Source organism: Parasphingorhabdus cellanae (genome assembly GCF_017498565.1).
In the GTDB taxonomy this organism is placed as follows: Bacteria; Pseudomonadota; Alphaproteobacteria; order Sphingomonadales; family Sphingomonadaceae; genus Parasphingorhabdus; species Parasphingorhabdus cellanae.
Map to the genome: position 1 here is coordinate 2,605,551 of NZ_CP071794.1, position 12,871 is coordinate 2,618,421.

The following is a 12,871-nucleotide window of genomic DNA, read 5'->3' on the forward strand; positions in this document are numbered from 1 at the left end:
TCAAGCGGCCCTGTTGACTGTCTGCGACCATCAGGATCCTATTCTTGCGCAACCGGGTCCCGCGCCAGCCACAAATTTACCGCTGTACCGCCCGGATCTATATTCTCGATCGTCAAAGTCCCATTTAGAATCGCTGCGCGTTGATGCATGAACTCCAGTCCCTTGCTGCCGCCGCTATCATTGGGATCAAAGCCAATGCCATCGTCAATAATGCTTATCAATATGCCAGATTTGCCGTGCATCAGGCTTGATTGACAGGACAAGGTAATCGAACGGGCTTTGGCATGTTGCAGCACATTGCTAATCGCTTCTTGCAACAGCCGCAGCAAATGAAGGCTATGCCCGGCATCCATCCAGCTAAGCGGTGCACAGTCATGCACTTGCCAGACGCTGGTTATCCCTGCCTGGGCAAGCTCTTGTTCCATCCTGTGGCGCAGATTGGCGAGCAGCGTCACCACATCTCCTTCAATCGGTGCCAGGGAATCGACTGTAATTTTGAGATCGCTAATCGCCCTTTGGAGAGTGGTGATCGTGGACGGCGGGTCTTCCCGTTGGCGCGCGACTGCCAATGCTGTCACAAGGCTAGAACCGATTCCGTCATGCATTTCCCGCATCAAACGCTCGCGCTCCGTTTCGATCGCCCGTTCCACCTCCATCTGTCGCTGAGCCTGCTGGCTGGCGGCTAACGCATCTGTCGCCTCCTTTACGCTTTTTTCCAGATGGACATTGGTTTCTTCAACAAGGCTGAGAGCGCCGAGGAAACGTCGGGCCAATGAGAGCATAAACACAAGGAATAGAAGAAAACCTATATAGGGTTGAAAGTGAAAGCCCGCACCGCTCCACCAGTCGATGTTAGGAATGCGGCCGATATCATGAATACCGGTTAGCGCCGCGAGCGAAAGTAGCAGTAATAATAGCCAGCTTTCCGAAGAATTTTCTTTGACAGCGTGATGCGCCAAAATCAGAAGAAAGGAACCGAATAATACGATTGTCATCACGCTGCTCGCCATGTCTGTCCGGTCTGTTATTGTCAGAAAAAGACGCGAAAGGCTTAACAGGACACCGATACCCAGCATGATCACTATAATGATATGGCGCCGGCGAAGTTTCAGAAATTCGGCACAGAATGCCAAAGTGACCGCAACCGCAAAATAGACCGAATAATAGGTAATTTGCTGAAATAGGAGCGGTTCCAAGGGCACAGTTTCGGCGAAAAAATGATAGTTCCGAATAAACCAGAACACCCCGGTGAGCGACAGCCACAAAAGCTCCATTTCCTGTCTGCGGCCAAGCCACATGACAAAGACGAAGGCTGATAGCAGTAGCATGATCCAGTTGAGTGTTTTTGGCGCATCTATCCGGAAAAAATACTGGCTTTTGAAATGCGAACCCAAGGCATTGTGGTTGCCCACGGCGATGGTACCGATGCCGAGAGAATGGTTACGGCCGGATTCGGCACGGATCACAATTTCGTTTGTGCCGGGTTTTAACAGGGAACGGGATAATGGTATCAAATAGGGCTGATTCCATCCGAGCATGGAATGCCTGTTGTCGGTATAATTTCTGAAGATGCTGGTCCCGTTGACCGAAACGGAAATCCGTTCGCGATTATTCTCGGTGAATATGGCGACAGCATCATTGCCCAATGCTGCGCCGTCGAACCTCACTCTGGCCGAGACGGACAAATTTCCGCTTTGTACCTTGCGCGCCTCATCAGACAACCAGAGCGCCGGCAAGTCTCGACGGTTCCAATCGCTTTTTAGCCCACGGTTTTTGGAATTATAACTGCTTTCGGAGAAGGAAAAATCTGCATCGACAAAACGGATGATTTTGCCGGCTCTTGTCGTCTCTACATCGAACTGATTGGCGGTCACACCATTCTGCGCTTCGACGGGCTGTGCGGCTGCGGAAAAAACCATGAGCCATAGCAACCACGAATAGCGGACCAACAAATCGCTAACCTCCCAATATGCCGCGGTTCGATGCTTCGAATACGGCCTCGGCGCGAGAATTTACTTCGAGCTTTCGGTAGATATGTTTGACATAGGTTGCCACGGTATGCGCTGAAATATTCATGATTTCCGCAGATTCCGCGTAAGAAAATCCACGCGATAAAAGGTTGAGTGTCTCCAACTCTCGATTGGATAATGGTTCCGCCATCTGTTCAATCGGCGGGGACTGGGGTTGCAATTGCTTCAGCACCAGTCGAGCGATTATGGGACTAATCGGCGAACCACCTGCCCGGATTTCTCGTATCGCATCGACGCATTTTTCCAGCGGCTGATCTTTGAGTAAATAGCCCCGCGCTCCGGCCCGGATCGCATTCAGGACTTTCTGGTGATCGGCAAACATGGTGAGCACCATGATGTCTATTTCATGCTGCCGTTCGGACGCCATCTGGATAAGGGTCGTACCGTCACCATCCGGTAACCCAAGATCACAGATCAGAACATCAAAGCCGCCATTGGCGACGAGCTGTTCGCCGGTGGCGAAATTTGTGGCGGAAGCGACCAGCTCCATATCCTCAGCCCGTTCAATAGCGCCGCAGATATCGGAAAGAACCGGTGGGTCATCCTCCACAACCGCAACTTTGGAATATCCGGGTCGCATAAATATCTCCCAAATGACGTCGTCGCAAAGAATGACCCCTTGCGGGAAATAAATCAAACGGCCCGTGATTGCCCATCCCATAAACTTGGGATGGCGCCCCACCCTTTCATCATCCATTTTTCGTTTGTGGGCAAAAGCTTGGGGTCGGGCCATGCCTTTTTATAGAGAAAGGATTTCCGATGAAGACATGGATGAAAGTGGTATTGGGGGTATTTGCCGGAATTGCAGCTTTGGTCAGCCTGATATTCTGGCTGACGGGCGACATTACCAAGACGGGAGACGATTTCTTCGCGGCTGTGCAAAATGACGATATGGATACAGCCTATGCGTTGCTATCGGACGATTTCCAGGTGGGTACGAGCAAGGCGGAGCTTAAATCCTATCTCGCGGCCAATGCTCTGGACAATATCAAAGAAACGTCATGGAGCTCGCGCTTCATCACTGGCGGCACCGGCCGATTGGAAGGCACGGTAACGACTGCTGGCGGTAGCAAGATACCCTTGCAACTGCGGTTGATTGACTCAGAAGCAGGCTGGCGAATCAACGCGATTGAGAAAGAAAGTGCGGGGTTAAAGGAAGCCTCCTCAAGCGGTGCGCTTCCATCGCCTGATAAACAAAAGCAGTTGTTCAAGGATACCGTCACGGTCTTTGCGCAATCATTGTCTGAAAAGAGCATGAAAAAGCTGTGGGATACAGGCACAGCCGATTATCAACGGACAGTATCTTTGGAAAATCTGGATAAGGGCTTCGGAAAGTTTTTTAAATATGCCGAAGGCTATCTGGAATTGAGCCAGCAAGAACCCATAATCGATGGGTCAGAGATTAATGAAGAAACACGGGTTCTGGCTATCCGGGGGCATTATCCGGTTGAACCTTTTCCAATCTATTTTCGACAGCTATTTTTTTACGAAGGTGTTGATTGGAAGTTTGACGGTATCGCCTTGAAAGTCGGCTTGCCGCCAGAGTGAACAGACAAACTTGTCGAGCGTTGCAATTATATCAGAGGTAAACAAAAGGCGTTCCAAGCGAGAAGGCAAAATCCAGGACGTGTTTTTATTGGCAGATCTGCGGATCCGGGAAAAACTTAAAAATCCCGGAAAAGACGTGCCTCGGTATTGGTTCATTCGCGAATCGGATTGGTCAATTTGCAAATTATAGCAAAACAGCTGACGCCGCAGGTCGGTATCGAGGCCGCAATCCAGACGTTTTTCACCTGATTGTTGGAACGCCACTCCAATTTCTAATCGCTTTATTTTATTCACTTATTGCCGGCGATAAATGGCAAATTAATCTGGTTCAGAGAATAAATCTCCGATAATTTGGATCATATTTAATCAAATCCTAACCATGTTTTGGTCAAGTGGCTCTCGTGGGAACAGCGTAGATGTTTCAATGTAGGAGTTACCATGACCAAAGCGATGCAACCGGTACCAGGCGCAATGACGCTGTCGGAAATGAAGGAATTTGCGAGCTTTGGTTCCGCGACCCAGCGTTATATCCGCCGTTCGCTTGATGTTGGTCTGGACCGTGCAGATGCCGTCGGAACCTGGTCGCGTGATGCGGTCGAGGAAGCGGGCATCAAGGTGCAGACAAAGCTTTACAAACGCCTCGCCGATATCCGCAAAGCCATTCCGCAGGATTGTGCGATTGACAGCATTGAGAAATTCATGCCCGCGTTGATCTCGCTATCTGCCTATGATTTGGGGCAGGGGCGTATCAGCAGTTTCCCCGCCTATCGTTTTCTCTATGAGCGCTTGCTCGGCCCGGATGCCCGGCCATGGTTGCCCGGCAGCTTTTGCGCCGCAGCCTCTTTGCCGCACCTGCACCCAAAGACCCGCAAAGGTTTACTGCAATCGATCAGCGAAGCCGCGGCCACCGCACCCGGCTGGTCCACACGCGAACCCAGCTTCTTTCCGGAATGGGTTGAAAAGGTCGACATGAACAAGGCTGCTCATTGAACTCAAGTTGGTTTCGGCATTATCCTGCCGGAATATGCTGGGCCAGAAACGCTTCCATCTCTTGAAGAAATTGCACACGGTCAGCCTCTAGAGAAAAGTGGTGGTCGCCTTCTTTTTGCTCGACATAGCGGACATCCTTGCCCGCTTTTTTTAGCGCTTTGGCAAAACGCCTGCTCTGGCTGACTTTGACCCTGCGGTCCTTTTTGCCGTGGATAAGCAGCATCGGCACCTCCACATCTTCGGCATAATGGATGGGTGATACTGACCTTAGGTCTGGTGCCTGTTCCTTCACCCAGGTCCGGCTCCACTTGCTGTTCAGATAGCGCCGGTCATAACGGATCATCGCCTGCAGATCGGATACACCGGCAAAAGAGACGGCACATTTATATATGTCGGGATTGCGATGTGCCGCGCGCATTGCGGCATAGCCGCCGTACGATCCGCCGACGATGCAGACCCGGCCCGGATCGGCAATGCCCTGTTCAACCGCCCATTTCACACCGTCATCCAAATCATCCTGCATCGCCAGGCCCCATTGGCCTTCCCCTTTCAAGGCAAAGGCCACGCCATAGCCGGACGAGCCGCGATAATTGGGCTGCAAAACCGCATAGCCGCGATCCGCGAGAAATTGCGCCCACCAGTCCCAGCGCTCGGAATCGCGAGCAAACGGGCCGCCATGCGGCATCATGATCAGCGGCAGTTTTTCTGTCGTCCGCGCTTTGGGGACAGTAAGGACGGCTTCGATCGACAGGCCATCGCGCGCTTTGTAACGGATCGTCTTGACCGGTGCATAGCTTTTGTTCCCGAGTTGATCATTAATCTCGCCCAGCTTCTGCATCGTGCCCCAGCCGGTATCAAAAATATAATATTTGCCGGGGCGCGACGCGCTGCCGACAGATACGATGAAGCGGGTGTGCGCCCGGTTTCTGGAAATGATCCTGGCAGACTGCCCGGGAACGGATTGGTCCAGTGCCTCCTGCAGTTCCTTAAGCGTGGGGTCCAGCCATTCGACTTTATAACGCGTATCGGTATAGCCATAGCCGATCAGGGCGTTGCCATCGGCATTGGTGTGAATATAGTCGATGTCATAGCCTTCAACGGCATGTATTTTGTCACCGATGGTCAGGCTGCTGAGGTCGTAGTGATAGAGGGCATCGGTGCCGTCTTTGTCGTCAAAAACCAGAGCCTTCGCTGGATCGGCCAGAAACAAGGTTGGGACCGTCAGTCCCTCTCCTTTTGTCCGTTTGGCGCGATCAACAATCTTGAACAGCTTGCCGTTTCTTTCCCGATAATAGAGTTTTGACGATAGGCTTTTGTCGCTGCGCCCAATGCCCAGCCTGACATTACCCGTCTGATCAGCATACCAATCCTGAACACCGGCTTTGGGTTTGACGACGGTTTTCTTTTTCCCCGTTTCCAGATTGATACGATCGACCTGCGCCCAAAAGCCGGGATAGTTGGAGTAGATTGACGTCTGATAAGCGAGCAGAATTTCCGGCGATCCGTCCTTGGCAACCCACAGGACATCAGCAGCATTTTGGGCAGCCTTGCGGTTGACCAGCAGCTCTGTGGATGTGCCATCTGCCTTGATCGCTGCGGTGCGGGTAACAAGCCAATCATCGCCTTGCACATTCTTGACATCGGCGATGCGCGCGATCAGCCAGTCCTCATTGACCCAGCGCCATCCGGTCATATCGGCGTCGCCAATATTCAAAACGACACGCTTTGGCCCCGATGCCATAACCGGAGAAATCATGAAAATCTGTTTGCCGCCTGTCGCTATCAAGGCCGCATATCTGTCCCCTGATGGAGATAATTTCGGGTTGTTCAGCATCGGCAGTGCCGCAAAATGTTCCAGCGGCGTCTGCGCTTGTGACGGTGAAGAAATAGCCGCGAACATCAATGTAATTAAAACAGCAATAGCTGCAATAAAACGCCCTGACATGATTGCCCCTGATCTATGAAAGATCGCGATATATAAGAATAGATCGCCAGAAAAATTGACGATAGCGCTATTTATTCGGTCTTGAAAGACGCGCAGCTTTAACAGTTTCGGCCAACCGGGGTGACGGGACCGGCTGGAGCGGTTAGCTGTCCATCTGTAACACCGCTAGTGCATCGGGGCGCACTATTGTTTCAAACTGCCGGCAGGTTTCAGGGCGATAGGTAAAGCGTAGAAGGCATATTATATGCGCCCTTGCTTCCGGCTGATCGCGGCATGGCTATGCCTGTCCCTGTCCTTACCTGCGCTCGCCAGCGATGTGGTTTTTCCGGGGAACAGTGCAGTCGGTCTGAAGCCCCCAGGCCAAATGATAGATGATGATCATGATCCATGGCCTTTTGACGCTGGCTTCCGCGATGGAGAGGCAGATGCTTGGATCGGCATAATCGAGGAACCTATAGCTGACCGGCACGATCAAGCGTTTCCTAGTTTAAAAATAGGCGCTCTATTGGCAACCAAAAAAGTGGAAGGCGCTATACAGCATCTGAAACTTCCCGGTGGTATTGAGGCAAGTCTGGCGGTTTTCATAGATACGGCGGGCGGCACGCCATTACGTTATTGGTCGATGGAAGCACGTAATGCGGAATTATTTGCCACTGTGTTCGCGAGTGCACCGGCGGACAGCGCGATATATACCGGTGCAAAGATGCAAGCGGCTCTGCAATCACTTCGGTTCCGATGGCAAAATCCCATGGAAAAGTTTATTGCGCAGCGTTCTTATGTCATCGGAAACCGCGCGAATTTTGCGGTTGTAAAGACCAAGCAGCCATATGATGTGACCATGACTGACCTGCCCTTGTCCAAAACGGGAAGCAGTGGGACAGGTGACAGCGTACGGCCCACCGTGATCATCAATTATCACTATGATGCTGGCTTTTATGCGGACGCAGATGAGCGTAAGGAGCAGCGGGTCCCCTTGGCGCAGAAGGCGATTCACTCGCTTGATTTCAAAGACATAAATATCATTAGCACGGACGTCGAAGAGGACGGCGACATAGTGATATCGGCCATCGGTCAAGATGACCTGGGTCGAGATATAAAGCTGCGACAAATACTGCATTTCGGGCCACGCGGGCATGTCTCGACAGTCTGCTCCTTTGCGCCGGAACACGATATCAGCGCGCGCTGCGATCAAGTTGGGCAGTCGATAAGCTTCAAAAGCTATGAAAAAGTCTCAGTCATCCGATTTGCCCCGGTGGTCACTCCATACAAAGAGCGGAAGGCCTGCTGCCCCGATCCAGAGAGGCCTTAAGATGATCATGCGCCCTTGCTCCCGGCTGATCGCGACATGGCTATGTCTGTCCCTGTCCTTACCTGCGCTCGCCAGCGATGTGGTTTTTCCCGCAGGCGGTGCCGTCGGTCTCAGTCCGCCGGGCGCTATGACGGCCCATATCGGCCTCACCATGTTTGAAGATAATGATGAAGATGCTGTAATCAGTATCTTTGAAGAAGCTTGGGGTGACGCCCCGGGGAAACCGTTTTCGGACTTTGGTAATTTGGGCGAAGTGCCGCCAGGTATCAGAGTGGAAGGGCCGGTGCAGCATCTGCAACTTGCAGGAGGCATAGAGGCCTATCTGGTGGCTTATTCCGACATAAAGGACGGAGTCGCTCGCCGTCATTGGACAATGGTAGCGCGCAATGCTGATCTGTTTGCCAGTATATTTGCCCGGGCTCCGGCGGGCAGCACACTTTATTCTGATGCAAAGATTCAGGCGGCGCTGCGATCCATCCAATTTCGAAAACCCCGTCCCAAAGAATAGCAGCCTTGATGGCCGAGGCCTGTCCCCCAATTATTTTGCAACAAACCTTCCCCCCCAAAACCCAATCAAAGAAAGAGAATGACTATGACTGACCAAACGATCGATAATAATGATGACACACCCGGCAAGCCCATTTCGATCGTGGGCGCTATTTTCGCCATCCTTATTAGCGGCGCCGTTGCGCTGGGCTATGGCGCGGCCGCTGCCTTCTTCCCGCTGACGATTGTGGATCTGATTTTTCTATTCATCTCCGCGATATTTATTTTTGCCGCTTATGCGATGATCGGCCAGTCACGCATGGCGCGTTTGGTTGTTGCCATTCCGGGCGGCCTGGTCTGCCTCTCGATGATGTGGTTTGGTTGGTTCTGGGTGCAGATCGATTATGATGCCGCGATGGCGGTGCTCGCGGGTGGCCCGGGCCATGCCTTCACCGTGATTTCGGAAATTGCTGACGGGACCAGCTATACGGCAGGCCGCGGTTTCCGGACCGATGTCGAAGTCGGCTCGGGCCGGATCAAGCTATTCTGGACGCTGGAAAGTCTGGGCTTTCTCTTGCTTCCAGCGGTCGGCGCCTGGTTGGGCATGAGCGCCGGCGATGCGGATGAGGGGCATGAGAACGCCGCCGCCTAATCGGTTTCACTGGCGCCGGTTCCTCAGATATACCGCGCTGTATCTGACGGACTGCCGATCATTTGCAACTATCGTCGCAGTCATCCCGCTAAAGAAAGGTTTGTTATGGCTCGCCAAAACATGAAAGCGTCATCGCCAACACCGGACAATATGTCAGGGGAGTTTATTTCCGCAAAAGGTTCGTTTCTTGCGATATCGATTAGCGCTGTCATCGCTGCGGCTTATGGGGCGGTCGCGTCCTTCAATCCATTTACGACATTTGATGCGCTTCTTTGCGTAATTGCGACGGTTTTTGCCATGGCCTGTTTTGCTTTACCCGGCCGGTCGCTTCTCGCCCGTCTGTTCGTCGCTGTGCCGGGCAGTGCGGTCTGCCTGACGGCTCTCTGGTTCGGTTGGGTTTGGGCAGAGGCAGATTTTGCAACGGCATTTGCGCTGTTGTCCGCCGGCCCTGGCACAGCATTTGAAGCCATTGTTCAAGTGGCCGATGGTTCCAACTATATTTCCTCCAAACTGGTTAATAGCAGAGGGGAATATAACGTCCCACCGGGTGAGATCAAACTGGTGTGGTCGCTGGAAAGCATAGCATTCTTTCTGGCACCATTTGCTGGCGCATGGGCGGATCTGGATGGAGTGAGAAATATGATGGCGAGAGAAACGACTTAGCATTTCGATTTCTTCATTAGGGATTTTTCCAATAGGACAGTAGACTGACCTGCGAAAAGCTAACTTAGAAGAAGCGAGCAGCAAATGTTGGAATATTGGAAAAAAGTGGCAATATGCCTGTGGGCGGTGCCGAGCCTGTTTGTCGCCGCACCGGCGCTGGCCGCATCGGTGGTCTTCCCGGGTGACGGGGCTGTGGGTCTGGAGCCGCCCGGCGACATGACGGTGGCCGAAAGTTTTTCCGGATTCCGGGACAGCGAAGAAGGGGCGTCAATCCTGATCGCCGAATTTCCGCTGGAAGCTTATGCGCAAATTGCACCCCAATTTACGCCGGAAAAACTGGCAAGCCGGATGACGATGGACGGCCCCGCGCAAAAGCTGACACTGGCCGGAGATGTTGAGGCATTGCTGGCCGTTGGCGTCCAAACGCAGCAGGGTTTTGACTATCGTAAATGGGTGATGATTGCACGCAGCAGTGACAGCACAGCCATGGTGACGGTACAAATCCCGGCGACGAGTGAGGCTTATTCGGATGATGAGGTGCTGAGCGCGCTCCAATCGGTTCGGTTCCAGCCGCGCGGTTCGCTGGAAGACGAAATAGCGCGGCTGCCGTTCACCGTTGCGGAACGCGCTGATTTTCGCGCTGTTCGTACTTTGGCAGGCAGCGGTTTGTTAATGACGGACGGTCCCGAAGACGTGGTCTCGGATGGATCGCAGCCGCTTGTCATCATTGCTTCCAGCATTGGTACCAATCCGGCAGTGGGCGCACTGACGCCGGAACAGCGCAAGACTTTGGCGCTTAAAGCCATGCAGGGGCTGGATTTCAAAGACCTTCAAACCGACGCCGCAGAGGTAGAAGAAGATGGCGACGTTGTGATTGCGGGCAAAGGTACCGATGACGCTGGCCGCGAGATGATAGTGCGGCAAATCATGCGCTTTTCACCGACCAGCCACATCCGGACCGTCTGTGTTTTCAAGGCTGAGCAGGATATCGCCGGGCGCTGTGACAAGGTTGGGCAAGCAGTGGTTTTGAAGGCCGGCCGAAACAGCGGAGCGGTTGAGGAATAGCTGCAGGATGACAAAGAGAAGAGATTGGTGCACCGGTCACCATGAAAAACCGCAAAAAAACCGGGCGAAAACACCGCCCGGTTTTCCTCTATATTTTGAATATGATCGGAAAAGTCATCACCAATAGGGTGTGACCATCCAATATTCATAAACGCTGGTTTGATATTGCCGGTCAAAAGCCTTGTCCGCCTCATCTTCCTTGAATCGCGGCGCCTGTTCCAGCTGTTCTTTGGTGACGTCGAGCTTGTATCCGCCCAGCTCCGTATCATAGTCCAGTTTGGCCCATGGCAAGCTATGCCGATCCGAACCAATACCAAGGAAGCCGCCGACAGATAGAATCGCGTCGGTTACACGGCCGGTTTGTTTTTCAATCATCAGCTTGTCGACGGTACCAATTTTATCATTATCAGCACCATAAATCGCAGTGCCTTCGACGCGGTCGCTGGCAATGACGGTACTGGTTCGATCATCTTCTTTTAACATCATGGAAAGCTCCTTTCTGGTTAGGGATCAAATGATCAGGCCTGTTATTTGTCGGGGGACAGTGTCTGATCACATGATATCAATCCGCGAAATCAAATTTGGTTCCTTTTCCGCCAGCGTGGCTAGACCCCGGTCTTGACGCCCAAAAGATGGAGAACCAGCAAGATGACAAAAATCACCGCTGCTCCATAGGCCAGATATATCGCAAAACCGGCGATACCGCCGAATCCAAGGGCTGCAGCAATTATCGCTACAATCAAAAATATGATCGCATATCGTAACATGTCTTCTCTCCACACTTATTGTTTACATGATGATAAGTCCTGCCACTCCAATAGGTTCCAACAGGCAACAGATAATGTTTCGAAACGCATCGTTCGGGAACCAAAGCCGTTCATAAAAGTTGTCTTCATAAGGATGAGGAGATGATGAAAATGACCGATAAGCAAACCGGCAATGACCGGAGTGAAGGTATCAAGAGCCGGGAAGCCGATCACCCCCGGCATACGTATCAAACGCCAGCTAATGTTCTGACGGACGAGCATCTAAGCACTGAACAAAAGCGCGACATATTGCGTTATTGGAAAGAGGATGTGGAAGCCCGCTTGCGGGCCGAAGGCGAAGGCATGGGTCAGTCCGAACCGATTTCAGCAGATAAGGAATCGACACTGGCAGAAGAGCAGCAGCTCATCAATCAGGCCTTGGCGGAAATCGAAAAATAACCGGCCCCTCTCAGTTTGGAGATTTGCCTATGGCGGTCGCTCTCATCGGTTTAGCCTTACGGGATCCAATGCAGCGATGGATGCGATTGCTCCTTATCTTAAAGAGTAATAGATATCTGATCGGCAGGTCGCGGGTCACTGGCCACCGACTTACCACCGGCTATTGTCAATGCATCAGAGCAAAGCCGCGACCTGTGCTTTCAGTTTAGCGTAATAATCCGCTGGTGCCCGGCCGAAGCTAATATCTATGGGCAACTCGCTGTCTTCCTGCCGCTCGGCAAGGAAGAAGATCGTGTCCGCGCCTGACCATATCCAGAAATAACCATGCCAGTCTTCCAGCTCATAGATCGCAAAGGCTTTGTCATCGTCGAGCAAGGCGGGATCAGCGCCGATAAAATCTTCAAAGCGCGCGCCGTCATTGCCAATCGCCGTGCTGATCGCCTTGCGATTAAACTGTCAGTCGTTCGGCTCGCTGGGCGTCAATATCTTCATATTCCATCGAGGCATAGGGGTCGTCAAAGAACATGTGCGACGAGCACAGTGCCACCTCTTGGGCGCCGCCATAGAGCGGGTCAGCTATGTCCGACTCATCAGCAAGAATGCCGAGGGCGATGGCTTTAAACTTCTCCTCGGACGCGCTGACGAGCTCGGTGAATAAAGCGTCGCTATCGGTGGGGTTGGTCCAGTCCCAGATGGAGGGGGCTTCGGCCATGATATTTCCTCTCAAGCAATCGTCAAACCTTGCAACAATTGCTTTCATTTCCAATTCTGTATCTCTTGTCAAATAGGCTGTAGCGGCAATCCAAGAGGGGCGGCAGGGGCATCTTCGTATAAAGGGTGATGCCGCGGCGGCTTTACCAAGCGCATCTGGTTACGGAGTAGAATATATTTTCAAAAGTCTTGTGCCCCTGCGAAGGCAGGGGTCCATCTCCGGACGGTTAGGTTTCTGAAGGGTGGGAGATGGATTCCTGCCTTCGC

General features: G+C 52.5%; 15 protein-coding genes. 8 read left to right on the forward strand and 7 right to left on the reverse strand.

The window, feature by feature from the left end; translation table 11 throughout:
- Positions 1–38: 38 nt before the first annotated feature.
- Entirely contained in the window at positions 39–1,919 is a 1,881-nt protein-coding gene (locus J4G78_RS12535; RefSeq protein WP_207986876.1) for an ATP-binding protein, read from the reverse strand.
- Positions 1,920–1,956: 37 nt separating this feature from the next.
- The gene (locus J4G78_RS12540) at positions 1,957–2,610 is read right to left on the reverse strand and encodes a response regulator (protein WP_207986877.1); all 654 of its coding nucleotides are present in this window, start codon (positions 2,608–2,610) and stop codon (positions 1,957–1,959) included.
- A gap of 179 nt (positions 2,611–2,789) precedes the next feature.
- Between J4G78_RS12540 and J4G78_RS12545 the strand changes: the two genes are divergently transcribed.
- The gene (locus J4G78_RS12545; RefSeq protein WP_207986878.1) at positions 2,790–3,578 is read left to right on the forward strand and encodes a DUF4864 domain-containing protein; all 789 of its coding nucleotides are present in this window, start codon (positions 2,790–2,792) and stop codon (positions 3,576–3,578) included.
- Between the two features lie 438 nt (positions 3,579–4,016).
- Entirely contained in the window at positions 4,017–4,568 is a 552-nt protein-coding gene (locus J4G78_RS12550; protein ID WP_207986879.1) for a hypothetical protein, read from the forward strand.
- A gap of 19 nt (positions 4,569–4,587) precedes the next feature.
- On the opposite strand, the gene J4G78_RS12555 is transcribed toward J4G78_RS12550, so the two are convergent.
- Positions 4,588–6,513 carry an alpha/beta hydrolase family protein gene (locus tag J4G78_RS12555; RefSeq protein WP_207986880.1) on the reverse strand — a complete coding sequence of 642 codons (1,926 nt, stop codon included), beginning with the start codon at positions 6,511–6,513 and terminating at the stop codon, positions 4,588–4,590.
- 244 nt (positions 6,514–6,757) lie between these two features.
- Between J4G78_RS12555 and J4G78_RS12560 the strand changes: the two genes are divergently transcribed.
- The 5 genes from J4G78_RS12560 (at position 6,758) to J4G78_RS12580 (ending at position 10,688) form a co-directional block, all read left to right on the forward strand.
- Complete coding sequence (locus tag J4G78_RS12560) at positions 6,758–7,822, forward strand: hypothetical protein (protein WP_207986881.1); 1,065 nt, start codon at positions 6,758–6,760, stop codon at positions 7,820–7,822.
- A gap of 1 nt (position 7,823) precedes the next feature.
- Entirely contained in the window at positions 7,824–8,330 is a 507-nt protein-coding gene (locus tag J4G78_RS12565) for a hypothetical protein (protein WP_207986882.1), read from the forward strand.
- Between the two features lie 84 nt (positions 8,331–8,414).
- Positions 8,415–8,960 (forward strand): hypothetical protein, encoded by a 546-nt coding sequence (locus J4G78_RS12570; RefSeq protein WP_207986883.1) that lies wholly within the window; start codon positions 8,415–8,417, stop codon positions 8,958–8,960.
- Positions 8,961–9,065: 105 nt separating this feature from the next.
- Entirely contained in the window at positions 9,066–9,623 is a 558-nt protein-coding gene (locus J4G78_RS12575; RefSeq protein WP_207986884.1) for a hypothetical protein, read from the forward strand.
- A gap of 84 nt (positions 9,624–9,707) precedes the next feature.
- Entirely contained in the window at positions 9,708–10,688 is a 981-nt protein-coding gene (locus J4G78_RS12580; protein WP_207986885.1) for a hypothetical protein, read from the forward strand.
- 117 nt (positions 10,689–10,805) lie between these two features.
- Here the strand turns inward: J4G78_RS12580 and J4G78_RS12585 are convergent, their stop codons facing one another.
- Together J4G78_RS12585 and J4G78_RS12590 are read right to left on the reverse strand one after the other, a co-directional pair.
- Positions 10,806–11,174 carry a PRC-barrel domain-containing protein gene (locus tag J4G78_RS12585; protein ID WP_243457085.1) on the reverse strand — a complete coding sequence of 123 codons (369 nt, stop codon included), beginning with the start codon at positions 11,172–11,174 and terminating at the stop codon, positions 10,806–10,808.
- 119 nt (positions 11,175–11,293) lie between these two features.
- Positions 11,294–11,455, reverse strand: coding sequence for a DUF1328 domain-containing protein (locus J4G78_RS12590; RefSeq protein WP_207986886.1), 162 nt, complete (start codon positions 11,453–11,455; stop codon positions 11,294–11,296).
- A 150-nt stretch (positions 11,456–11,605) separates the two neighbouring features.
- Between J4G78_RS12590 and J4G78_RS12595 the strand changes: the two genes are divergently transcribed.
- A complete protein-coding gene (locus J4G78_RS12595) occupies positions 11,606–11,893 on the forward strand; it encodes a hypothetical protein (RefSeq protein WP_207986887.1) in 288 nt (95 codons plus the stop codon).
- Between the two features lie 174 nt (positions 11,894–12,067).
- Here the strand turns inward: J4G78_RS12595 and J4G78_RS12600 are convergent, their stop codons facing one another.
- Both J4G78_RS12600 and J4G78_RS12605 read right to left on the reverse strand, forming a co-directional pair.
- Positions 12,068–12,268, reverse strand: coding sequence for a hypothetical protein (locus J4G78_RS12600; protein ID WP_207986888.1), 201 nt, complete (start codon positions 12,266–12,268; stop codon positions 12,068–12,070).
- Positions 12,269–12,341: 73 nt separating this feature from the next.
- Positions 12,342–12,653, reverse strand: coding sequence for a hypothetical protein (locus J4G78_RS12605; RefSeq protein WP_207986889.1), 312 nt, complete (start codon positions 12,651–12,653; stop codon positions 12,342–12,344).
- Between the last annotated feature and the right edge of the window lie 218 nt (positions 12,654–12,871).